23 protein-coding genes are annotated in these 22,826 nt (G+C 71.0%); 14 read left to right on the top strand and 9 right to left on the bottom strand.

The features are described from left to right. Positions 1–14 precede the first annotated feature (14 nt). On the bottom strand, positions 15–1,040 hold the full coding sequence (locus ACFWY6_RS13940; protein WP_384689064.1) for a D-2-hydroxyacid dehydrogenase: 1,026 nt from the start codon (positions 1,038–1,040) through the stop codon (positions 15–17). A gap of 218 nt (positions 1,041–1,258) precedes the next feature. Here ACFWY6_RS13940 and ACFWY6_RS13935 point away from each other — a divergent pair, with 218 nt between their 5' ends. Continuing rightward, the gene (locus ACFWY6_RS13935) at positions 1,259–2,131 is read left to right on the top strand and encodes an NAD(P)-dependent oxidoreductase (RefSeq protein WP_384689061.1); all 873 of its coding nucleotides are present in this window, start codon (positions 1,259–1,261) and stop codon (positions 2,129–2,131) included. Positions 2,132–2,171: 40 nt separating this feature from the next. On the opposite strand, the gene ACFWY6_RS13930 is transcribed toward ACFWY6_RS13935, so the two are convergent. From ACFWY6_RS13930 to ACFWY6_RS13915, 4 genes are all read right to left on the bottom strand, one after another. Then, a complete protein-coding gene (locus ACFWY6_RS13930) occupies positions 2,172–2,525 on the bottom strand; it encodes a DUF1036 domain-containing protein (RefSeq protein ID WP_384689058.1) in 354 nt (117 codons plus the stop codon). A gap of 4 nt (positions 2,526–2,529) precedes the next feature. Further along, positions 2,530–2,733: a hypothetical protein gene (locus ACFWY6_RS13925; protein ID WP_361813974.1), complete on the bottom strand. Its 204-nt coding sequence runs from the start codon at positions 2,731–2,733 to the stop codon at positions 2,530–2,532. 100 nt (positions 2,734–2,833) lie between these two features. Beyond that, positions 2,834–3,910: a PP2C family protein-serine/threonine phosphatase gene (locus ACFWY6_RS13920; RefSeq protein ID WP_384689054.1), complete on the bottom strand. Its 1,077-nt coding sequence runs from the start codon at positions 3,908–3,910 to the stop codon at positions 2,834–2,836. 93 nt (positions 3,911–4,003) lie between these two features. Next, a complete protein-coding gene (locus tag ACFWY6_RS13915; RefSeq protein ID WP_384689051.1) occupies positions 4,004–4,522 on the bottom strand; it encodes a DUF2269 family protein in 519 nt (172 codons plus the stop codon). Between the two features lie 239 nt (positions 4,523–4,761). Here ACFWY6_RS13915 and ACFWY6_RS13910 point away from each other — a divergent pair, with 239 nt between their 5' ends. After that, positions 4,762–5,700: a GlxA family transcriptional regulator gene (locus tag ACFWY6_RS13910; RefSeq protein ID WP_384689097.1), complete on the top strand. Its 939-nt coding sequence runs from the start codon at positions 4,762–4,764 to the stop codon at positions 5,698–5,700. Between the two features lie 49 nt (positions 5,701–5,749). Here ACFWY6_RS13910 and ACFWY6_RS13905 read toward each other — a convergent pair whose 3' ends face one another. After that, entirely contained in the window at positions 5,750–6,481 is a 732-nt protein-coding gene (locus ACFWY6_RS13905) for a class I SAM-dependent methyltransferase (protein WP_384689048.1), read from the bottom strand. Positions 6,482–6,582: 101 nt separating this feature from the next. Between ACFWY6_RS13905 and ACFWY6_RS13900 the strand changes: the two genes are divergently transcribed. Together ACFWY6_RS13900 and ACFWY6_RS13895 are read left to right on the top strand one after the other, a co-directional pair. Beyond that, positions 6,583–7,434: a slipin family protein gene (locus ACFWY6_RS13900; RefSeq protein WP_384689045.1), complete on the top strand. Its 852-nt coding sequence runs from the start codon at positions 6,583–6,585 to the stop codon at positions 7,432–7,434. A gap of 226 nt (positions 7,435–7,660) precedes the next feature. Continuing rightward, positions 7,661–8,488, top strand: coding sequence for a hypothetical protein (locus tag ACFWY6_RS13895; RefSeq protein WP_384689042.1), 828 nt, complete (start codon positions 7,661–7,663; stop codon positions 8,486–8,488). Positions 8,489–8,559: 71 nt separating this feature from the next. Here ACFWY6_RS13895 and ACFWY6_RS13890 read toward each other — a convergent pair whose 3' ends face one another. Beyond that, entirely contained in the window at positions 8,560–9,243 is a 684-nt protein-coding gene (locus ACFWY6_RS13890; protein ID WP_384689039.1) for an alpha/beta fold hydrolase, read from the bottom strand. 134 nt (positions 9,244–9,377) lie between these two features. On the opposite strand from ACFWY6_RS13890, the gene ACFWY6_RS13885 reads away from it, so the two are divergent. Next, entirely contained in the window at positions 9,378–11,807 is a 2,430-nt protein-coding gene (locus ACFWY6_RS13885) for a polysaccharide lyase 8 family protein (RefSeq protein WP_384689037.1), read from the top strand. On the opposite strand, the gene ACFWY6_RS13880 is transcribed toward ACFWY6_RS13885, so the two are convergent. Then, a complete protein-coding gene (locus tag ACFWY6_RS13880) occupies positions 11,780–12,157 on the bottom strand; it encodes a DUF6223 family protein (RefSeq protein WP_384689035.1) in 378 nt (125 codons plus the stop codon). The two genes, ACFWY6_RS13885 and ACFWY6_RS13880, sit on opposite strands and share 28 nt — an antisense overlap. Before the next feature lie 212 nt (positions 12,158–12,369). On the opposite strand from ACFWY6_RS13880, the gene ACFWY6_RS13875 reads away from it, so the two are divergent. From ACFWY6_RS13875 to ACFWY6_RS13850, 6 genes are all read left to right on the top strand, one after another. Beyond that, positions 12,370–13,497, top strand: a complete 1,128-nt coding sequence (locus ACFWY6_RS13875; RefSeq protein ID WP_384689030.1) for a sensor histidine kinase — start codon at positions 12,370–12,372, stop codon at positions 13,495–13,497. After that, the gene (locus ACFWY6_RS13870; RefSeq protein WP_384689027.1) at positions 13,494–14,168 is read left to right on the top strand and encodes a response regulator; all 675 of its coding nucleotides are present in this window, start codon (positions 13,494–13,496) and stop codon (positions 14,166–14,168) included. Before ACFWY6_RS13875 ends, ACFWY6_RS13870 begins: the two co-directional genes overlap by 4 nt. A gap of 68 nt (positions 14,169–14,236) precedes the next feature. Then, a complete protein-coding gene (locus ACFWY6_RS13865; protein ID WP_384689024.1) occupies positions 14,237–15,487 on the top strand; it encodes an epoxide hydrolase family protein in 1,251 nt (416 codons plus the stop codon). A gap of 337 nt (positions 15,488–15,824) precedes the next feature. Then, positions 15,825–16,211: a subtilase-type protease inhibitor gene (locus ACFWY6_RS13860; protein ID WP_384689094.1), complete on the top strand. Its 387-nt coding sequence runs from the start codon at positions 15,825–15,827 to the stop codon at positions 16,209–16,211. Between the two features lie 196 nt (positions 16,212–16,407). Continuing rightward, positions 16,408–16,758 (top strand): YciI family protein, encoded by a 351-nt coding sequence (locus ACFWY6_RS13855; protein WP_384689021.1) that lies wholly within the window; start codon positions 16,408–16,410, stop codon positions 16,756–16,758. Next, a complete protein-coding gene (locus ACFWY6_RS13850) occupies positions 16,758–18,026 on the top strand; it encodes an RNA polymerase sigma factor (RefSeq protein WP_384689018.1) in 1,269 nt (422 codons plus the stop codon). Before ACFWY6_RS13855 ends, ACFWY6_RS13850 begins: the two co-directional genes overlap by 1 nt. On the opposite strand, the gene ACFWY6_RS13845 is transcribed toward ACFWY6_RS13850, so the two are convergent. Beyond that, positions 17,994–18,803, bottom strand: coding sequence for an IclR family transcriptional regulator (locus ACFWY6_RS13845; protein ID WP_384689015.1), 810 nt, complete (start codon positions 18,801–18,803; stop codon positions 17,994–17,996). The two genes, ACFWY6_RS13850 and ACFWY6_RS13845, sit on opposite strands and share 33 nt — an antisense overlap. Positions 18,804–18,949: 146 nt before the next feature. Between ACFWY6_RS13845 and ACFWY6_RS13840 the strand changes: the two genes are divergently transcribed. The 3 genes from ACFWY6_RS13840 to ACFWY6_RS13830 all read left to right on the top strand — a co-directional run bounded on the left by ACFWY6_RS13840 (position 18,950) and on the right by ACFWY6_RS13830 (position 22,712). Beyond that, positions 18,950–19,909, top strand: a complete 960-nt coding sequence (locus ACFWY6_RS13840; RefSeq protein ID WP_384689012.1) for a 5-dehydro-4-deoxyglucarate dehydratase — start codon at positions 18,950–18,952, stop codon at positions 19,907–19,909. Positions 19,910–19,970: 61 nt separating this feature from the next. Next, positions 19,971–21,308 carry a gluconate:H+ symporter gene (locus ACFWY6_RS13835; protein WP_384689010.1) on the top strand — a complete coding sequence of 446 codons (1,338 nt, stop codon included), beginning with the start codon at positions 19,971–19,973 and terminating at the stop codon, positions 21,306–21,308. Positions 21,309–21,359: 51 nt separating this feature from the next. Beyond that, positions 21,360–22,712: an enolase C-terminal domain-like protein gene (locus ACFWY6_RS13830; RefSeq protein ID WP_384689007.1), complete on the top strand. Its 1,353-nt coding sequence runs from the start codon at positions 21,360–21,362 to the stop codon at positions 22,710–22,712. Positions 22,713–22,826 lie beyond the last annotated feature (114 nt).

The following is a 22,826-nucleotide window of genomic DNA, read 5'->3' as shown; positions in this document are numbered from 1 at the left end:
CCGCGACGGCGACTTCAGAAACCCCGGCCCCACCGGACGGTGTTGAGGAGCGGCGCTCCGGTGGTAAGGCGTCGCCAGTTGTCCGCGAACACGTCGAGTACCTGCTGGGTCTCGACGCGCGAGCCGCCCGCGGTGTGCTGGGTGAGGATCACGTTCGGACAGCTCCACAGGGGGTGCCCGGCGGGGAGCGGCTCTTCGCGGGTGACGTCGAGGACCGCGCCGCCGAGGCGCCCGGCGGCGAGGGCGGCGACCAGCGCTTCCTCGTCGGCGAGGGTGCCTCGGCCGGCGTTCACGAAGACCGCGCCGGGGCGCAGCAGGCCGATGCGCCGCTCGTCGAAGAGGCCGGCGGTCTGCTCCGTACCCGGAAGGAGCCCGACGACGATGTCGAACTCGGGGAGCCGGGCGTCGAGTTCCCCGCGGGTGCGCAGGTCGCCGTCACTGCGGGCGAAGTGCGACACCGTGCAGCCGAACGGGGCGAGGAGTTCCGCGAGGCGCCGGGCGATCGAACCCCGGCCCAGGATGAGGACGTCGGCGCCGCCGAGCAGGCGAAGGCCTGGCCGTACGTCGTGGCGTGCCCAGGACTCGTCGGCCCGCAGTCCGGCCAGGACGTCGATGCCGCGGTAGAGCGCGAGGATGCCGGCGAGGCAGGTCTCGGCGACGGGGTCGGCGAAGAGGCCGCCCAAGTTGGTGACGGTCAGGCGCCGTTCGAGCGCCGGCCAGTCGAGGCCGAGGTAGTCGTCGATGCCGACCGACGCGAGCTGCAGCCAGCGCAGCCGGGGCGCCTCGGCCACCCACTCCGGGCGGGGGTTGCCGAGGGCGATGTGGGAGGTGGCGAGGGCCCGCGCGTCATCGGGAGAGCCGGAGTCCGCATCGGCGAACCACACCGGTCCCTGAACGACGGCACGGAGCCGTTCCTGTTCGGCGCCGTCGAGCGGCAACGCGACGTAGAGGGCGGCGTCCTGCGGCAGTTCGGAGAGCGGGTCGGGCTGCTCCGATTCCTGCGTCGCGAGGTGCTGCGAAACGTCTGGTGCACGAACCATTCCTGAGAGACCCCCGTGGTAAGGAAAGCGCTGGTGAAGACGCGTTCACCGAACCTAGGGCGTCCCATCCAGGGTGGTCAACCGGGATCCGGAGCTTGCCCTCTCCCTGACTTACCTCAAGGTAACTACCCACCTTTTTGTGCGTACTTGTGGGGCGAACCGGCCCGACCGAAGGTGAAGGAACACATCTGACCACCCACACATCTTCAGGAGTATCTGTGAGCAACCCGGCAGTCACCGTCATCGGGCTCGGCGAGATGGGGCGGGCCCTGGCCGACGCCCTGGTCACGGCGGGACACCGCACGACGGTGTGGAACCGCAGCGCCGCGAAGGCCGACGACCTGGTGGCACGCGGCGCCGTGCGCGCCCGGACGGTCGAGGAAGCGGTTCTCGCCAGTCCGCTGATCCTTGTCTGCCTGCTGGACCACGACGTGTCCGACGCGGTGCTGCGGCCGGTCGCCGATGCCCTGCACGGCCGGACGCTCGTCAATCTCACCAACGGCACACCCGCCCAGGCCCGGACGGCGGAGGCCTGGGCGACCGACCACGGCGTGGCGTACCTGGACGGCGGGATCATGGCGATCCCGTCGACAGTGGCGACCCCGCAGGCGTTCGTCCTCTACAGCGGTCAGCAGGAGCACTTCGACGCGCACCGGGAGACCTTCGAGGCGTTGGGTGCGGCCAAGTACCTGGGCGCCGACGCGGGCATCGCCGCGCTGTACGACCTGGCGCTGCTCAGTGCGATGGACTTGATGTTCGACGGCTTCTTCCACTCCGTGGCCATGGCCACCTCGCACGAGGAGGGCAGCGCGGCCGGCTTCACCGAACTCCTGGTGCCGTGGCTGACGAACATGGCGCAGCTGATGCCCGCGTTCGCCGCCGATGTGGACTCGGACGGGGAGCCGGTCGTCGTCCAGGGCCTCGACGTGGTGCTGGCCGGCGCGCGCAACATGGCGCAGGCGTCACGGGACGCGGGCGTGCGCGCCGACTACTTCGACCGCTCAGCGGCGGCGTTGGAGAAGCAGCTCGCCGAAGGGCTGAGCACCTACACCGCACCCGAGGCGGTGCGGCGCCTGCGCACCGCCGGCTGAGCGGGGAACGCCCGGCGCCGCGCTCGCCGCCGCGGGGGCCCTAGCCCGTGAGGTTGAGCGTGAAGGTCTCGTTGTCGCCGACGTCGAGCTCCCGGAATCCTCGCGGATGCCCGCCCGAGACGCCGGGCGACCAGCACCGGTTGAACGCCTGGTCCGGGACCTGCGTGACGTGCTGCCCGGCCCAGACCGGGCCGTTGTTCACGGCTTCGGCGACGTAGAACCACATGCGGCCGTACTTGTTCACGTCGTTGGCGTACACGAGCGCGGAGCGCCCGGGGTCGATGCCCCACCACCCCATGATGTGCGGACCCGTGTTGAACCGGCAGGTGTCGTCGGGGAATCCGATGGCGATGTACACACGCGTCCGGTAGCGGTTGCTGATCGTCAGGCCCACGGTCTCATCCCTCCGGTTCCACGTCCGAAGCGGCGGGCGCGACGCCCGGCGCGTGCCATGCCTCGCCGTGCGGCAGCGCCGGATCCGGGGCCTGGAACCCCTCGGCCCGGTGGCTCACCGGTTCGTCGCCGATGGCTCCCCGCGGATCGGCGCCGAACTCGGCGGGATCCCGCTGCGAGCCCGTTCCGGATGCGTTCTCCGTCCCCATCGAGCACCCCCTCGAAGGCAGTTCCTCGTCCGACCAGCTCTACTGCCGCACCGCCGGGGGGTCAATGCCGTCGTGCGACCGGGCCGGGGACGCCCACGCCTCAGGCGTGCGCCGCGCGGGGGCGCTCGATGGCGATCAGGGCGGCGTCGTCGCCAAGGCGTCCGCCGACGTGGTGCAGCAGATCACGCCGGAGGCGGCGGAGAAACGCCTCGGGGTCGGTCTCGGTCAAGCCCGCGATGCGCTCGGTGAGCGGATAGAAGGTGCCGCCGGCGTCGCGGGCCTCGCTGACGCCGTCCGTGTACAGCAGCAGGAGGTCGCCCTCCTCGAACTTGAACGTGTCGACGTGATGGCCGCCGTGCACCAGCTCGCCCAGGCCCAGCGGAGGCGCCGGCTGATCGGCGTCCAGCGTCATGGCCCGGCCGTCGCGCAGCACGACCGGCGGTGGATGCCCGCAGTCGATCATGTCGATCCTGCCGTCGTGGTCGGGGATCTCCAGGACGGTGGCGGTGATGAAGGTTTCCTCGGACTCGTCCGTCTCACCGGGTTCGGCCAGGTCCGTTGCCACGTCCCAGCGCACGCTCGCGTCAAGGAAGGCCACCAGTTCCGTGAGGCTCGCCTGGCGGTGCGCGGCGGCCCGGAACGCGCCGAGCAGCAGAGCGGCGTCATCGACGGCGGTCATGCCCTTGCCCCGCACGTCGCCGACGATCAGCCGGGTGCCGGAGCCGGTACGGACGGCCGCGTACAGATCACCGCCGATCTGCGCCTCGGCCTCGGCGGCGAGGTAGAGGGAGGCGACGCGCAGCGGTCCGATCTCCTTGGGCAGCGGCCGCAGGACGACCCGCTGGGCCATCTCGGCCACGTACCGCACCTGTGTCATCTCGCGGGCGCGGCGCTCCCGCACCACGCAGAAGACCACGAGGCTCGATCCGACGAGGATGAGGGCCATGATCTGTGCCTGGTGGTTCGCCGAGAACAGCTCGTCACGATCGCGGATGACGGCGATGACCGCCTGGGCCACCACCGCGAGTGTGGCGACCAGACCCGTCATCCACGGGCCGCCGAACGAGGCGGTGATCGCCGGGGCCGCGACCAGCAGAGGACCCAGGTGAATGTCGGGCGGCGCCAGGACGTCGACCACGGCGACCGCCACGATCAGCGCGATCGGGATGGCCACCATCGCACGACCCGCTCGCGCCGACCCGCGGAGTCCTTGGAGGCGCTGCGACACACCTCATCTCTACACCTCTCCCGCCCCGCACGCACCACCTTCTCAGGCTCCCGTGGTCGAACCAGGCCTGATGATCATGAGGACGGTCACCGTAGCCCAGAGCAGGTTGAAGAGGCCGGTGTACATGGCGAGCTGGGTGCTTGTCCGCTCGCCGAGGACCACCGTTCCGGTCCTGTCGGCCACTTCGCCGCCCTCGCCGACCACCCCGTCGGTCAGCTCACCGCTCACCGCGTCAAGCGCCGCGTCCTGGCGCGGCAGCACCAGCACGATGAGCACCACCGCGGCGATGCCCGTCAGGACGATCGAGGCGATCAGCCAGCCGCTGCCGAGCACGTTCAGGCTGCTCGCGGTCGCGAACCCGGTGACGGGGACGGCGGCGCCGATGAGCGCGTACACGCCGCAGATGCGGTTGAGCGTACGGAGCGTGGCGATCGCCGCCGGGTCCTGCGGGTCGGCCTGGGCCCGCCGCAGGGCCGCGGGGAACATGCTGGCGGCGACGGTGACCGGGCCGATGGCGATGATCGCGGCCAGCACATGGAGGGTCAGGAAGAGCTTGGTCACAGCGAGGGCCTCGGGATTCGGAACGCGGCGAAGGGCGACGGACGCGGGTCTCGTACGGGCCCCCGGTCGGGGCCCGGCCGCGAGACTAGCCCGCGGTCCGCGCGCGTCGACAGTGGCATTACTGACAGGCTTCGCATGAATCCCGCCATAAGGTGCCTGGCCAGCTCATGACGGAGGGAGCACCGGCCATCGATGCTCATGCGCTTGGCGGGATCCCGGTCATGTCGTACGTTGCCGCCATGCACACCGTGGCCGTCCTGGCGCTGGACAGCGTGATCCCCTTCGATCTGTCCACGCCGATCGAGGTGTTCGGGCGGACCCGGCTGCCGGGCGGCCGGGCCGGGTACCGGGTGCGGATCTGCGCCGCCGCGCCGCGCGTCGACGCCGGGCTGTTCACCCTGCGGGCGCCCTGGGGGCTGGACGGGCTCGCCGACGCGGACACGATCATCGTGCCCGGTGTCGCCGACGTCTCCCGGCCGGTCCCGGACGCGGTGCTCGACGCGCTGCGGGCGGCGTCCTGCGACGGGACGCGGATCGCCTCCATCTGCGTCGGCACCTTCACGCTCGCCGCGGCCGGGCTGCTGACCGGTCTGCGCGCCACCACGCACTGGGCGGCCGCGGGGCAACTGGCCGACGCGTACCCGGACATCGACGTCGACCCGGATGTCCTCTACGTCGACAACGGGCAGATCCTCACCTCGGCCGGTGCCGCCGCCGGTCTCGATCTGTGCCTGCATCTGATCCGGCGCGACTACGGCTCCGCCGTCGCCGCCGACGCGGCCCGGCTCTCCGTGATGCCCCTGGAACGTGAGGGCGGCCAGGCCCAGTTCATCGTCGCCGAACAGCCGCCCACACCGCGCGGATCGACGCTGGAACCGCTGCTGCGCTGGCTGGAGGAGAACGCCGGGCGCGAGCTCACCCTGGAGGACATCGCCACGCGGGCGGGCATGAGCGCGCGCACCCTGCTGCGCCGCTTCCGCGAGCAGACCGGCAGTACGCCCCTGCAGTGGCTGCACCGCGCACGGGTGCGCCAGGCCCAGCATCTCCTCGAGACCACCGGGCACTCGGTGGAACGCATCGCCGTCCAGGTCGGCTTCGGCTCCCCCACCGCCTTCCGCGACCGCTTCAAACGGGTCGCCGGCGTCAGCCCGCAGGCCTACCGCAAGGCGTTTCGATGACTCACCGGCGGTAGATCACGGAGCCCAGCGGCCGTCGGGGGTGTGGCGCTCACCCCTTGCGGGCCACGACCAGGCGCCAGTTGGGGCTGCCGTCGGCCCGGCGGCCGAACTCCTCCAGCGGGTACAGCCGCACCGTGAACCCCGCCCGGACCAGGTCCTCGCGCACCTCTCCCAGCGGAAAGGTCCGGTAGTACATGACGAACGGCGGCCGCCACAGCGCGTTGCGCACCCGCATCACCCCGTCGAAACCGAGCATCGCCCAGTAGAGCGGCGCGGTGCGGGGCGGTGGCGCGCCGATCGGGAAGGCGAACATGCCGCCGGGCCGCAGCGCCCCGAAGACCTCGCTGAAAAGGCGTGGCCGCTCGGCGGGCAGGAAGTGCCCGAACGCGCCGAAGCTGACCGCCAGGTCGAAGGCGTCGGCGAAGGGCAGCGCACGGGCGTCAGCCCGCACCCACTCCACCTGTGGCCCGCCGCCCCGCGCGGGCGGCGCGGCGGCTCTGGCCGCCGCCAGCATCCCGGCGCTGAAGTCGACACCGGTGACCCGCTCCCGGCACAGCGGCCGCAGCGTCTCGACGCCCGCGCCGGTCCCGCAGCAGACGTCGAGGCCGGCGTCGAACGGGCCGAGGTCACGCAGCGTGTCCGCGACCGCGTGCAGGATCCGGTCGGGCGTACGGAAAGGGGTGTGGTCGAACTTCGGAGCCAGCAGGTCGTAGCCGCGCTCGATGGAGGAGAGGGCTTGCGCAGCCAGTTCGCGGAGTGTGGGTCCCTGGGAGGTGAACACCGGCCCCACCCTAGCCAGCGGGCGCAGGGACGGGCTCGACCATGGACAAACCTGGGCATATCTTGGTAATGACGGCGACTCGGAAGACAGAGGGGGTCGTCATGCTCGAAGAGCTGCTCGCAGCGGGAGCCGCGGCCGCGTGCGCAGGATTGGTTTACGTGGCAGCGGCGGCCAGAGTGGTCAAGCAGTACGAGCGGGGTGTGGTGCTCCGGCTCGGGCAGTTGCAGGGCGTGGTGCGGCCCCCCGGATTCACGATGATCGTGCCGGTGGTGGACCGGATGCACAAGGTGAACATGCAGATCGTGACGATGCCGGTCCCTGCGCAGGACGGCATCACGCGGGACAACGTGACCGTGCGGGTGGACGCCGTCATCTACTTCAAGGTCGTCGACGCGGCCGAGGCCGTCGTCCAGGTCGAGGACTACCGCTTCGCCGTCTCGCAGATGGCCCAGACGTCCCTGCGCTCGATCATCGGCAAGAGCGACCTGGACGATCTGCTCTCCAACCGCGAAAAGCTCAACCAGGGCCTGGCGCTGATGATCGACTCCCCCGCCATCGGGTGGGGCGTGCAGATCGACCGGGTCGAGATCAAGGACGTATCCCTGCCCGAGACGATGAAGCGTTCGATGGCCCGGCAGGCCGAGGCGGACCGTGAGCGCCGCGCCCGCGTCATCAACGCCGACGCCGAACTGCAGGCGTCCAAGAAGCTCGCCGAGGCCGCGCACCAGATGGCGGAGGAGCCCGCGGCCCTCCAGCTCCGCCTGCTGCAGACCGTCGTCGCGGTCGCCGCCGAGAAGAACTCCACCCTCGTCCTGCCCTTCCCCGTCGAACTCCTGCGCTTCCTCGAACGGGCCCAGCAGGCCCAGCAACCGGCCCAGCAGACCCAGGCCCTGCCGTCCGCACCACCCGCCCCGGAGGCGAAGCCGATGCCCAAACGGCCCACCGCCGCATAGGCAAGGTCCCGGCCGTTCGGGCCTGAACCAGCTTGGGAGGCTTCCTTGGACCCACCGAGTGATCCGCCCTTGACCAGTGCACCCGGGGGACACGCCGCTTCGGCGGCGGGGAGGCACGGCCGCCGCTGTGGCCGGTAACCGCCAGGAGGTCTATCGGGTCGCGCCAGGGGTCGGGTAGACGTATCGCGGCCGTTGATCCTCCGCTCAGCACCAGGAAGGATGCCTCATGACCCGTGCCCGGACCACCACCGCGGCAGGCAAGACCCGGTTCGACGACATCTACAACGAGCCTGACCCCCGCGCCTACTTCCGTACGCTTTCCCCGCTTGAGTACGAGATACCGCACCAGGCCCAGGACGTCTTCCGGCGCACGCTCGCCCAGCGGTCCGCGGTACGCGGCACGCACCTCCCCGTCACGGTCCTCGACCTCTGCTGCTCGTACGGGATCAACGCGGCACTCCTCAACCACGACCTCTCGCTCGCCGAGCTGTACGCGCACTACACCGGGCCCACGACCAACGGCCTCACGCGGGGTGAACTCATCGAGTGCGACAAGGAGTTCTACGCCTCGCGCCGGCGGGCGGACGCGGTCCCCGTGATCGGCCTCGACACGGCCGACAACGCCACGCGCTACGCCCTTGAGGTGGGGCTCCTCGACGAGGCGTATGCCGAGAACCTCGAACGTCACCCGCCCAGCGCGGAGCTGCGCCGCGCCGTCTCCCGTGTCGGTCTGATCACCGTCACCGGAGGCATCGGCTACATCACGCACCGCACCTTCCGCGCGCTCCTCGACGCGACGGCCCTGCCGGTCTGGGTGAGCGCGTTCGTCCTGCGCACGGTGCCCTTCCAGGAGATCCTGGCCAGTCTCGACGCCCATGGCCTCGCCACCGAGACCGATCCCGAACGGACCTATCCGCAGCGGCTGTTCAGCGATCTGGAGGAACAGCGCAGCGCCGTCGACCTGGTCCTCAAGGCCGGCGACGACCCGACAGGACTTGAGGCCGAGGGGCGCTACTACACCCGGCTCTACCAGTCACGGCCCCGGCCCGCATAACCCCCGGACGCGGCAGGTGCGGGACGCGGTCCGTCCGCGCCCCGCACCCGCTCGGCCGACGACCCGCGCCGTCAGCTGCTGAAGAACTCGCTGACCTGCTGCGCGAACTGACGTGGCTGAGCCTCGTGGACCGAGTGTCCGACCGGGATCGTGATCAGCTGGGAGTCCGGGATCGCCGCTGCCATGTCGGGGATCCGCGCCTGCGACATGCTGCTGTCCGGCCCGCCCGCCACGATGAGCGTCGGCGCGACGATCTCACCGAGCCGCTCGGCCCACTCCGGGTCGGGGCGGTCCACCTGGCCGCGGATGGCGGGGACCACGGGCCAGTCGTAGTCGATGGGGCCGTCGGGGCGCTCGGCCTCGACCGGTTCACGCGGGTAGGGCGGCGGCGCCTCCTCCAGGACGAGGCGCTCGACGCGGTCGGGGTGCTCCTCGGCCAGGAGGTAGGCGACCACGCCGCCCATGGAGTGGCCGACGACGCCGACGCGGTCGAGGTCGAGCTCGTCGAGGAAACCGAGCACGTCTTCACACATCAGCTCGAACGAGTACTCGTCGGGCCAGTCGCTCTCGCCGTGCCCGCGCAGGTCAAGGGCGTACACACGCCATTCCTCGCCGAGCATCTGCCCGACCTCGTCCCAGCTCGCCGATGAGCCGCCGAGCGCGTGCAGCAGCACGACGGGTGCGCCGTACGGGTCGCCCCAGCTCCGATAGGCCAGGCGTACGTCGCCGACATCCACCACCGCGTGATCTTCCATGGACCCGACGCTACAGCGCGAAGACGTCTAGACCTATTGAGCGGTGGCGCACACCCATGCTAGAAAGCGCTTGCTCCTCGCGCGGCCCCGCCCTTCCCGGCTCCCTCCCCCCGCCCACCACCATCGGAGAACCCATGCACTCTCCCTGGTCCCGCCGCTCCTTCCTGCTCACCACCAGCGCCTCCGCGCTCTCCCTGACCGCCACGGGACTGCTGCCCTCCGCAGAGGCGGCGGCCGCCGACGCGTACGAGGCGCTGCGCGCCAAGTGGCGCACCCTCGTCCTGGGCGACGGCTTCTCCCCCACGGCCGAGCCCTTCAAGAGCCGTCTTGCCGAACTCGGCGCCACGGCACGGCAGTTGCGCGACACCATGGCCCCCGCGACGGGATCCCTGTGGCCCGACGCCTCGTACGCCGACCCCGAGCCGGACACCGACCAGGAGTCCTACGGCTACTCGGCGAACGTGGTGACCGGTTACAGCAGGCTCAACACCATGGCGCAGGCCTACCGCCAGGAGGGCACGGGCCTGACCGGCGACGCGGCCCTCAAGGCCGACATCCTCACCGGCCTCGACCACCTCTACGCGCAGGTCTACAACGAGAACCAGGCGCGGTTCGGCAACTGGTACAGCTGGCAGATAGGCGCCCCGCAGCACCTCCTCGACGTCTGCGTCCTGATGTACGACCACCTGTCGGCGGCCCAAGTGGCCGACTACTGCAAGGCCGTCGACCACTTCGTGCCCGACTCCGCGGTGGGCAGCTACACCGGCACGAGCACCGGCGCCAATCGCGTGGATCTGTGCCGGGTGCTCGCCCTGCGCGGGGTCGTCGGCGGCAGCTCCGCGAAGATCGCCCTGGCCCGTGACGCGCTGTCCCCCGTCTTCCCGTACGTGACGACCGGCGACGGGCTCTACACCGACGGCTCATTCATCCAGCACACCACCGTGCCCTACACCGGTTCGTACGGATCAGTGATGCTGGGCGGTCTGGGCATGCTCTTCTCGCTGCTGCGCGGCTCCAGTTGGGAGGTCACCGACGCCAAGCGGCAGATCGTCTTCGACGCCGTCGAGAAGGCCTGGGCGCCCTTCCTCTACAACGGTCTCGTCATGGACGGCGTCGCGGGCCGCGCCATCAGCCGCGGTCTCGCCGCATCCGACGCCAAGAAGATCCAGGCCGACGACCATCTGCGCGGCCACCCGATCCTGTCCGCGATCGTGCTGCTCGGTCAGGGCGCGAGCGCCGCGGAGAATGCCCGCTGGCGCGGCCTGGTCAAGGGCTGGATGCGCCGCGACTACTACAGCCCGCCGCTGAGCGACCCCTCACTCGGCCTGACAAGTCTCGCCCGCCTGAAGGGAGTCGAGGACGACGCCTCCGTGACCCCGGCCGCCGAGCCCACCGGGCACCGCCTCTTCACCAACATGGCCCGCGCCACGCACCGGCGCCCCGGCTGGGCGGCGTCGATCAGCATGGCGGACCCCCGCATCACGTACTACGAGACGGGCAATGGCGAGAATCTGCGCGGCTGGCACACCGGCTCCGGAATGCTCTACTGGTGGGGCGACAGCTACGCCAACGGGCAGTACAGCGACGCCTTCTGGCCCACCGTCGACCCCTACCGGCTGCCCGGCATCACGGCCTCCCGCAAGCCGCTCGCGGACGCGGCGGGCGGCGACTGGGGCGCGTCGCTGCCGGACGTGAAGTGGGTGGGCGGCGCGAGCGACGGTCAACGGGCCGCCATCGGCCAGTACTTGAAGGGTCTGCAGAGCACGCTGCGGGCGAAGAAGTCCTGGTTCTGCCTGGACGACACGATCGTCTGCCTGGGTGCCGGGATCGTCTGCACGGACGGCGCGGCGGTCGAGTCGACCATCGAGAACCGCAACCTCGGCCCGACGGGCACGGCCCCCTTCCAGGTCGACGGCGTCAGCAAGCCGACAAGCACGCCCTGGTCGGCGACTCTCTCCGGCGCCAAGTGGGCCCACATCGGGGGCCACGGCGGCTATGTCTTCCCCGGCGGCGCGACGGTGAAGGCGCTGCGCGACGAGCGCTCCGGCAAGTGGAGCGACATCAACAAGGGCGGCGCCACGACCGCGATCGCCCGTAAGTACCTCACGCTGTACGTCGATCACGGCACCGCCCCGACGAACGGCACGTACGCCTATCAGCTGATGCCGGGCGCTTCCGCGGCCCAGACGGCGGCCCGGTCCGCGGACACCGGATGGCTGCGGATCCTCGCCAACTCCGATGAGCAGCAAGGCGTATCCGTGCCCGCGCAGGGCTTCACCGGCGTGAACTTCTGGTTCGGCGGCACGGTGGGCCCGCTCACCGCGAGCGCGCCCTGCTCCGTCCAGATCAGCGAGAAGAGCGACGGCACCGCGGTCGTCTGCGTCAGCGATCCGATGCGCGCGCAGACGTCCCTGACGCTCACCTGGAACCGTGCCGTGTCCGCGGTGACGTCCAAGCCCGCCACCGTCACGTCCGCGACGACGGGCGCCTCGCTGAAGCTGACGTTCGGCGATCTCAGCGGCACCAAGGGCGCCACTCAGCGGGTGACCGTCACCCTGGGGTGAGGGCGCGTGCGGCGGGCGCGGGCCAGGGCAAGACCGCCGATGACGAGGGCGATCAGGCCCACCACCAGGGCGACGATGGCCCCGCCGAGGCCGTTGCCGGTGCCCAGGCCGCCGTCGGCGGTGGCCGTGACAAGAGTGCCCAGGGCCACGGCGATCAGCCCCGCCGCCAGAGCCGCGTCGGCTCCGAGCCGCCCGGTGCCGGTGCCGAGGCGGCCGGCGGGGCGGGCCAGCGCGAGACCGCCGATGACGACGCCGATCAGCCCCGACACGGCGGCCGTGGTGGCTCCGAGGCGTCCGGCGCTCATGGCGAACACATCGGCGGCGGTGGTCAGGGCTCCTGACGAGTTCATGTCCTTCTCCTGATCTTCTCTGTACGGCTTGCTCACGAGGTGGGGCTGTCCTCCGATCCTGTCGCCGGGCGCGCCGCCGGTCGTCCCGCAGGCGCAGACACTTCGTGCTGCTGCGGCTGCGGCAGGGGGCGCGGAACTACTGCGTACGCGGTAGGCGGCCGCCCCTTCGTGAGCGGGACTCCCCCGCGACGGCGTCCGGCTAGGGTGCGCGCATGAGCACAGGACGGTTCGGCGTTCCGGCTGGTGTCAGGGACGGGGTGGTCGCGGTGTGCGTGGCGGCGGTGCTGCTGATCGCCGGGCGGTCCGGGCAGCTCTCCGCCGCGGATCTCGACGTGCTCGTCGGCTATGGATTGCTTGCGGCGAGCGGCCTGGCGCTCGCCGCGGGCCGCCGGGCTCCGCTTCCCGTCCTGGCCGTCACCGGGCTGTGCGCGGCGGGGTATCAGGCGGCCGGTTTCGATGTACCGGCCGTCGCCTTCTTGTTCGCGGTGTACGCCGCCGTGCGGGCGGGGCACCGCGTCTTCACGGTGGCGGCGAGCGTGCTGATGCTGGCCGCTCTTCCGCTCGCCGCCCTGGTGTCCCTGCACGACACGGGCGAGGCGTTCGCACGGGCCCGCGGCGCCCTGGAGATCGCCTGGCTGATCGCGGCCGGCGCCGCGGGGGAAGCGCTGCGGCAGGCCGAGCGACGGGCCGACGAGGCAGAGCGCACCCGCGAGGAGACCGCGCGGCACCGTGCCGACGAGGAACGGCTGCACATCGCGCGGGAGTTGCACGACTCGCTCACCCATCAGATCTCGGTCATCAAGGTGCAGTCGGAGGCCGCCGTCCATGTGGCCCGCAAGCGCGGCGAAGAGGTACCGGAGGCGCTCCTGGCGATCCGGGACGCAGGCCGCGAGGCGACCCGGGAGCTGCGCGCGACCCTGGAGGCGCTGCGTGACGACGGCAAGGCTCCGCCGCACGGGCTCGCGCACGTACCGGAGCTGGTGGAACGGGCCCGTGGCAACGGCCTTGACGCGACGCTGACGATCGAAGGGCGACGGCACGACGTGCCGGCCACGGTGGACCGCACCGCCTACCGCATCGTCCAGGAATCGCTCACCAACATCGCCCGGCACGCGTCGGCGAGCACGGCGTCGGTCCGGATCGACTACCGCCCGGACGCCCTGGCCATACGGGTCGACGACGACGGGAAGGCATCGCCGGACTCCGCGCCGGTGCCCGGCGTCGGGCTGCTCGGGATGCGCGAACGCGTGACCGCACTGGGCGGCCGCCTGCACGCGGAACCCCGCGGCGACGGCGGCTTCACCGTCCGTGCGGAGCTGCCCGTGGAGCGTACGCCGTGATCCGTGTGCTGCTGGTCGACGACCAGCCGCTCCTGCGCAGCGGCTTCCGCGCGCTCCTCGACATCGAGGACGACATCGAGGTGGTGGCCGAGGCCGCCGACGGGCGGGAGGGCGTGGCGCTGGCCCGACGGCACCTGCCCGACATCGCGCTCATCGACATCCAGATGCCCGTCGTCGACGGCATCGAGGCGACCCGGCTCATCGCCGCCGACCCGGCGCTCGCCGGGGTGCATGTCGTGATCCTGACCAACTACGGCTTCGACGAGTACGTCTTCGACGCGCTGCGCGCCGGAGCCGCGGGATTCCTCGTCAAGGACATCGTGCCCGAGGACCTGCTGCACGCCGTGCGCGTGGCCGCGCGCGGCGACGCGCTGCTCGCACCGTCGATCACCCGCAAGCTGATCGACCGGTACGTCACGCAGCCGCCCCACGCCATCGGTGGCGACGCGGAGTTGACGGGACTGACCCATCGTGAGCGCGAGGCCGTCGCCCTGGTCGCGCAGGGCCTGTCCAACGACGAGATCGCCGACCGCATGGTGATCAGCCCGTTGACCGCGAAGACCCATGTCAACCGGGCCATGACCAAACTCCACGCCCGTGACCGCGCCCAACTCGTCGTCCTGGCCTATGAGTCCGGCCTGGTGGCCCCGCGCGACCGGGGGCAGCGATGACTTCTCAGCATCGGCCGGCCGAGCGCTGACGCGCGGCGCGGCCGCTTCTCCCTCCCGGAAGGAATCTCATGGCAGCCACCGCCCGCTTCCCCCTGGAACCGGTGCCCCTGCACGTACCCGAAGCCGTCCTCGACGACCTCAGGACGCGGCTGCGCCTGACCCGGTGGTTCGATGACACCGGCAACGACGACGGCTACTACGGCGTCAGCCGCGGCTACCTCCAGGAGCTGACCGACTACTGGCTCCATCGGTACGACTGGCGCAAGGCCGAGGCCGCGATCAACGCCTATGAGCACTACCGGGTGAGCGTCGACGGCGTACCGGTGCACTTCATGCGCAGGGCGGGCGTCGGTCCCGACCCCACGCCGCTCATCCTCACGCACGGCTGGCCGTGGACCTTCTGGCACTGGTCGAAGGTCATCGACCCCCTCGCGGACCCCGCGGCCCACGGCGGCGACCCGGCCGACGCGTTCGACGTCATCGTCCCCTCGCTGCCCGGCTTCGGCTTCTCCACGCCGCTGCCGGATCACCCCGACATGAACTTCGTGAAGGTCGCCGACCTCTGGCACACCCTGATGACCGACACGCTCGGCCACGAGAAGTACGCCGCCGGGGGCTGTGACGTCGGCGCCCTCGTCACCGGCCAGCTCGGTCACAAGTACGCCGACGAACTGCACGGCATCCACATCGGCTCCGCCCTGAAACTCACCCTGTTCAACGGCGACCGGGGCTGGGACCTCAGCGGCGGCCACCCGATCCCCGAGGGCCTGACCGAGCCCGCACACCGCCAACTCATCTCCCTGGAGCGGCGGTTCGCCGCCCACCTGGCCGTACACGTCCTCGGCCCGAGCACGCTCGCCCACGGGCTGAGCGACTCACCGGTCGGCCTGCTCGCCTGGATCCTGGAACGCTGGACCAAGTGGAGCGACAGCAAGGGCGACGTCGAGAGCGTCTTCTCCAAGGACGACCTGCTCACGCACGCCATGATCTTCTGGGTGAACAACGCGATCGGCACATCGATTCGCTACTACGCCAACGCCAACCGCTACCCATGGACCCCGTCCCACGACCGCAGCCCGGTCGTCGAGGCCCCCACCGGCATCACGTTCGTCGGCCACGAGAACCCGCCCGGCGTCACCACACCCGAACAGCGCGTCCAGAACTGGCTCAGCGGCGACCGCGCCGCGTGGTACCACCACGTCAACATCACCGCGCACGAGAACGGCGGCCACTTCATCCCCTGGGAGATCCCCGACGCCTGGGTCGACGATCTGCGCCGCACGTTCCGTGACCGCCGCGCATATGTCCCACGCCTATAGCACCGATGCTTTCCGGTCGACCCCAGATTCCGATAGAAAATGGAATCACCTAAAACCGCAGGTCAGACGGTTGTTCCGGCTTGCATCACCGCCTCCGGTCCATATGCTGGACACCCCTCGCGCGACCGCCGCGCCCGCCCTGAGCTGCCCGAACGGTCGTACGGCGACCGCTCAGCGAACACATGCATCCGGAAATCGACCATGAGTTTGGCGCTCACTCTCCGCACCGGCAAGACTCCAGTCCGCAATCACGAACACACACCCGCATCAAAGGAGAGCTGACGTGCGTTTCTTCCTCAAGACGGTGGGCGCCACCACCCTCGTGGCCGCCTGCGTGATGTCCGGCACGACCGGCACGGCCCAGGCCAAGACGACCGCCCCCAGCGGCCTCTACGCGCCCTCGTCACTGGTACTCGCCGTCGGCCAGGGCGAGGACGCCGCCACCGCGACCATGCAGCGCGCGGTGACCCTGACCTGTACGCCCAAGGCCTCGGGGACCCACCCCTCGGCGGCCGCCGCGTGCGCCGAACTGAACTCCGTCGACGGGCAGTTCGCCGAGCTGCTCGGCACGGCGTCCGGCGTGGCCTGCACCAAGGAATGGAGGCCCGTCGTGGTCACCGTCGACGGTGTGTGGCAGGGCAGACGAGTCGCGTGGTCCGCCACCTTCAGCAACAACTGCGAGATGGGCGCGAGCCTTTCTGAAGGCGCCGCCCTCTCCTTCTGAGCCTGCTGAGCCCTCGGAGCCTGCTGAGCCTGCAGAGCCCTCCGAACTCAATGCGCTGGACGAGGCCTCTCCCCTGACGGTGGGATGAGGCCTCGTCGTCATTCACCCTGTCGATCCGGCGCCACCCCGTTCGTATGGAGGGTGAGAGACCGGCAACGGGCCGGCCCGCAGCGCGATCCACCGAGGAGAAGCAGCCATGAACCAGTACGTGCTCAGCGTCTACCAGCCCGACGGCGAGCCCCCGGCTCCGGAGATCCTCGAACCGATCATGCGCGACCTCGATGCGCTGACCGCCGAGCTCAAGGAGTCGGGCGCCTGGGTGTTCACGGGAGGGCTCTTCCCGGCGAGCACGGCGACCGTCCTGCGGCTCAAGGACGAGGACGTGCTCACCACCGACGGCCCCTATGCCGAGGGCAAGGAGCACGTCGGCGGGTTCACCGTCATCCGGGCGGCCGATCTCGACGAGGCGCTCGCCTGGGGCCGCAAGCTGGCCCGCGCCGCCACCCTGCCGGTCGAGGTCCGCCCGCTGCGGCCCGAATCCCGCTGATGGCATCCGACATCACCGAGGTCACCGCCGGGGTGGTCGAGCGCGTCTTCCGCGAGGAGTACGGGCGCGCGGTGGCCGTCCTGGTGCGCGTCTTCGGCTCCATCGACGTCGCCGAGGAGGCGGTCCAGGAGGCGTTCACCACGGCGGTGCAGCGGTGGCCGTCCGCCGGCGTGCCGCCGAGCCCGGCGGGCTGGATCATCACCACCGCCCGCAACCGCGCGATCGACCGTCTCCGCAGGGAGGCGTCCCGCGCCGACCGGCACGCCCAGGCCGCCCTGCTGCACGCCCAGGAAAGACCCCTCGGAGAGGAGGGACCCGTGCGCGACGACCGACTGCGCCTGATCTTCACCTGCTGCCATCCGGCGCTCGCCCCGGCGGCGCGGGTTGCGCTCACCCTGCGTCTGCTCGGCGGGCTCACCACCACGGAGATCTCCCGCGCGTTCCTGGTACCGGAACCGACCATGGCCCAGCGCATCGTGCGGGCCAAGGGGAAGATCCGCGACGCGCACATCCCGTACCGGATCCCCGGCGACGCCGACCTGCCCGACCGGCTGCGCGCGGTGCTCGCGGTCGTCTACCTGATCTTCAACGAGGGGCACACGGCCAGTTCGGGGGAGGCGCTCGTCCGCGAGGACCTCTGCGCGGAGGCCATCCGTCTGGGGCGCCTCCTCGCCGAGCTGATGCCGGACGAACCGGAGGCTCTTGGCCTGCTCGCCCTCATGCTGCTCTCCCAGTCGCGTCGGGCTGCCCGCACGGCACCGGACGGCGGACTCGTCCTCCTCGCCGACCAGGACCGCACCCGCTGGGACCGCGCCCTGATCGACGAGGGACAGGAGCTCGTACGCCGCTGCCTGCGGCGCAACCGTCCCGGCCCGTACCAGATCCAGGCCGCGATCAACGCCGTCCACAGCGACGCGCCGACCGCGGCCAGCACGGACTGGGGCCAGATCCGCCAGCTGTACGACCAGCTGATGGCGGTGGCCCCGAGCCCGGTCGTGGCGCTCAACCGCGCGGTCGCGGTGGCCGAAGTCGAGGGCCCGGAACGGGCGTTGACCCTGGTCGACGCTCTCGCCCTGGACGGCTACCACGTCTTCCACGCCGTCCGGGCGGACCTGCTGCGCCGCCTGGACCGCCCGGACGAAGCGGCCCTGGCCTACGAGGCCGCCATCGCCCGCACCGAGAACGCGGCCGAACAGGCCCACCTGCGCCGCGGCCGCCGGTCGCTGCGCCACCGGTCAGCCCCAGTCCGGCTCACCCGCCCCCGGTGACGGCAAGTTCTCGATCTTCGTCTGCGTCTCCCGCATCACCGAGATGATGCGGGCCTCGTGTTCCTCGGTGAGCCGGGCCACCGGGACCGAGCAGCTGATGGCGTCCACGGCGGGGGTGTCGTAGCGCAGGGCGAAGCCGAATCCCGCGATGCCGGGGACGGTTTCCTCGCGGTCGATGGAGTAGCCGCGGGAGCGCACCCCCGCCAGATCGGCGAGGAACGCGGTGCGGTCGGTGAGCGTGTTCTCCGTGACGGCGGCCAATGGCCCGGCGGGAAGCGGGAGTTGGGCGTCGGAGCGCTCGGCGAGCAGCGCCTTGCCGAGGGCGCCCGCGTGGGCCGGGACCCTGCGGCCGACCCTGCTGATGGTGCGCAGATACTCGTGTGACTCGCGGGTGGCGAGGTAGACGACGTAGGGGCCGTCGAGCCGCGCCAGATGGATCGTCTCGCCGAGCGCGTCCGATGCGGCGTCGAGATACGGGCGGACCACCCGCACCCGCCGGTCGCCGTCCAGGTAACTCGTACCGGTGAGCAGTGCGCGGACCCCGATGCCGTACAGCGAACCGGTGGTGTCGGAGCGCACCCAGCCGCAGTCGACGAGCGTCTGCAGCAGTTGGTACATGCTGCTGCGCGGTACGCCGAGTTCCGCGGCGAGTTCATCCAGGCGGGCCGGCCGGTCGCCGCGCCCGGCGAGGAGTTCCAGCAACGCGACGGTTCGGGCTGCCGACTTCACTCCACGGACGCCCCTGTCCGCCCCGCGGAACCCTGCGCTCTCCGGCATGCGGCCCATCGTAAATCCGCCTCACTCATCCGCCTCACCCATCCGCTTCACCATTCCGTTTCATCGCGCCCATTGACCCGTTCACGTTCACCAACTTAGCCTCCATTCTCATATACGAACGACATCTGCATACAAGGACGCGATTCATGACACGGCCAAGCACGGAGCCCGATGACGTGACCCAGCGGCTGCGCGACGGCATGGCACGCGGGGTCCTCTCCTTTCCCCTCACGAGCTTCCGGGACGACGGCGGCCTCGACCTGGAGGCGTACCGGGCCTACCTGACCGCCCAGTTGGCGTCCGCGCCCGGCGCCGTCTTCCCCGCCTGCGGCACCGGCGAGTTCAGCGCGCTGGACGAGGACGAGTACCGCTCGGTCGTCGCGGCGACCGTCGATGCGGCCGACGGCCGGCTGCCCGTCGTCGCGGGCATCGGGTACGGCTGGGCGCAGGCCCGGCGGTTCGCCCGTATCGCCGAAGAGGCGGGCGCCGACGCCCTGTTGGTCCTTCCGCACTATCTGGTCGCCGCCCCGCAGGACGGCCTGGTGGCGCAGCTGAGCCGGATCGCCGAAGGCACCCGCCTGCCGCTCATCGCCTACCAGCGCGGCCCGGTCACCTTCACCGCGGACGGGCTGCGCCGTATCGCCGCCATCCCCACCGTCATCGGCCTCAAGGACGGGCACAGCGACCTCGACCGGCTGCAGCGCCTCACCCTCGCCGCCCCCGAGGGCTTCCTCTTCTTCAACGGCGCCGCCACAGCGGAGATCCAGGCCCGCGCGTACGCCACCGTGGGCGTGCCCGCGTACTCATCGGCGGTCCACGCCTTCGCGCCCGAGATCGGATGCGCCTTCTTCACCGCGCTGCGGACCGGCGACGACGCGGCGGTGGACCGGCTCCTGCGGGACTTCTATGTCCCGCTGGTCGAACTGCGCGACCGGGTACCCGGCTACGCCGTCTCGCTGATCAAGGCCGCCGCCCGGCTGCGCGGCCTGCCCGTCGGCCCGGTGCGCGCCCCGCTCACCGACCCCGCGCCCGACGACCTCGCCGAGCTCGCGAAGGTGCTCGACGACGGCCTTGCCCTGGTGGGCGCCGTACGGCGAACGGCCTGACGAGAAGCCGTCCGCGCGCCGCCGCCGCGCCACGTGATCCACAGTTCAAAGGGGAACTGCCTTGCCTCTCGTCGTAGTCGGAATCAGCGTGTCGATCCTGCTGCTCCTCATGACCAGGCTGAGACTCAACGGCTTCGCCGCGCTGCTGCTCGTGGCGGTCGGTGTCGCCGTCGTCCGCGGCATACCGCTGGAGAAGATCCCGGACGTACTCTCCGAAGGCATCGGTGGCCAGATCGGCGACACGATGCTCACCATCGGCCTCGGCGCCATGGTCGGCCGTGTCATGGGGGATTCCGGCGCCGCCCAGCGCATCGCGCAGCGGCTCCTCGACGCCTTCGGGCCGCGGTGGGTCCAAGTGGCCATGGTGGTCACGTCGATGCTCATCGGCGTCACCATGTTCTACGAGGTCGCCTTCATCATCATCGTGCCCATCGCGTTCACCCTCGTCAGGGTCACCGGGGCGAAGCTGCTCTGGGTCGGCCTTCCCATGTCCATCGCCCTGTCCACCATGCACAGCTTCCTGCCGCCGCACCCCGGCCCGACCGCCGTGGCCACGACCTTCCACGCCTCCATCGGCCTCACCCTGTTCTACGGCCTGTTCATCGCCGTCCCGGCCGGCGCGCTCATCGCTCTGGCCTGGCCCCGGCTCCCGTTCATCAGGGCGATGGACCCCGCCATCCCCAAGGGCCTGGTCAGCGAGCGGGAGTTCACCGACGAGGACATGCCGGGTCTCGGCTGGTCGCTGTTCGTCGCCTTCTTCCCCGTGGTGCTTATCGCGGGCGCGGCGGTGACCGACATGGCCGCCTCCAGCGATGGCCCGCTCCTGCACCTCATCGCCTTCATCGGCTCCGCGCCGATCGCACTCCTGCTGACCCTGATCCTGGCGATGTGGGCGTTCGGCCCCCGCATCGGCCGGAGCCTGACGGACGTCAGCGGCTCCTGCACGTCCGCCGCCCAGGCGATGGCGATGATCCTCCTGGTGATCGGTGCCGGGGGCGCGTTCAAGAACGTACTCGTCGAGGGCGGCATCTCCGACTACATCAAGGACGTCACCGCCGACTGGTCCATCTCGCCGCTCGTCCTGGCGTGGTTCATCGCGGTCATCCTCCGTGTCGCGCTCGGCTCGGCGACGGTCGCCGTCGTCACAGCGTCCGGCGTGGTCCTTCCGCTCCTGGCGGGCAGCGGGGCGCATGCCGAGATGATGGTGCTCGCCGTCTCCTGCGGCTCGATCGCCTTCTCGCATGTGAACGACCCCGGATTCTGGCTGTTCAAGGAGTACTTCAACCTCTCGGTCATCGAAGCGATCAAGGTCAGGACCACGTATACGACGGTCCTCGCGGTCCTCGGTCTCATCGGCGTCCTGGCCGCCGAGCGGTCCCTCGACATCCTCGGCCTCTGACCCCCGAATCCCCCCTTGACTCCCCTCCCATACAAGGACGTTGACGACGATATGAGCAAGAGAAGCAACCAGAGTGCCGGCCGACCGACCATCACCCGGTACGCCGTCTATCCCGTCGCAGGCCGCGATTCCATGGAGCTGAACCTCTCCGGCGCACACGGCCCCTGCTTCACCCGCAACGTGGTCGTCCTCCAGGACTCCGAAGGACGTACGGGCCTCGGCGAAGTGCCAGGCGGCGCGCAGATCACCCAGACCCTGCGGGATGCCGAATCCCTGGTCGTCGGCGCGACGCTGGGCGACTACAAGCGGGTGCTGCAGCAGATCGGGGAGCGCTTCGCGGGGCGCGACTCCGGCGGCCGAGGGGACCAGACCTTCGACCTGCGGACCACCGTGCACGCCGTCACCGCCGTCGAGTCGGCCCTGCTCGACCTGTTGGGCCAGCACCTCGGCGTCCCCGTCGCGGCGCTCCTCGGAGACGGCCAACAGCGCGACTCCGTCCGTGTGTTGGGCTATCTCTTCTACGTCGGCGACCCCGACCGCACCGACCTCGACTACGTCCGTGAACCCGACTCCGAGGTCGAGTGGTACCGCGTCCGGCACGAGGAGGCCCTGTCGCCCGCGGCGATCGTCCGTCAGGCCGAGGCCGCCCACGACCTGTACGGCTTCCGCGACTTCAAGCTGAAGGGCGGTGTCCTGGAGGGCGCCGAGGAGGTCAGGGCGGTCCGCGCGCTCAAGGACCGCTTCCCCGAGGCCCGGATCACCCTGGACCCGAACGGCGCGTGGTCGCTGCGCGAGGCGGTCGAGCTGTGCCGGCCGCTGGTCGGCACGCTCGCCTACGCCGAGGACCCGTGCGGGACAGAGGGCGGCTACTCCGGGCGGGAGATCCTGGCGGAGTTCCGGCGCGCCACGGGCCTGCCCACCGCGACCAACATGATCGCCACCGACTGGCGGCAGCTGACCCATGCCCTGGCCCTGCAGTCGGTCTCCATCCCCCTCGCGGACCCGCACTTCTGGACCATGCAGGGCTCGGTGCGCGTCGCCCAGCTGTGCAACGCGATGGGCCTGACCTGGGGGTGTCACTCCAACAACCACTTCGACATCTCCCTGGCCATGGTGACGCACTGCGGGGCGGCCGCCCCCGGTGAGTACAACGCCCTGGACACCCACTGGATCTGGCAGGAGGGCCTGGAGCGGCTCACCACCGACCCGCCCCGCATCGTCGACGGCGAGATCGCCGTCCCCGGCTCCCCCGGCCTCGGCGTCCAGTTGGACATGGACCGCCTGCTCGCGGCCCACGAGCTCTACCGCGAGCAGGCGCTGGGCGCGCGGGACGACGCGGCGGCGATGCGTTTCCTGGTCCCCGGCTGGCAGTTCGACGGCAAGCGCCCCTGCCTGGTGCGGTAGCGGCACGCGGCGGGGGGGGGGCCCCCCGGGGGCCCCCGGGGGCCCCGCCCCGCGGGGGGGCCCGCCGGCCGGCCGCCCACACTAGAAGCAAAATACAAAACGCGGGGCCCGCCC

The sequence above is a fragment of the Streptomyces sp. NPDC059037 genome (assembly GCF_042740015.1).
Taxonomy (GTDB): Bacteria; Actinomycetota; Actinomycetes; order Streptomycetales; family Streptomycetaceae; genus Streptomyces.
Note: the sequence above shows the minus strand (reverse complement) of the source record. Positions and strands in the feature narration are given on the sequence as shown.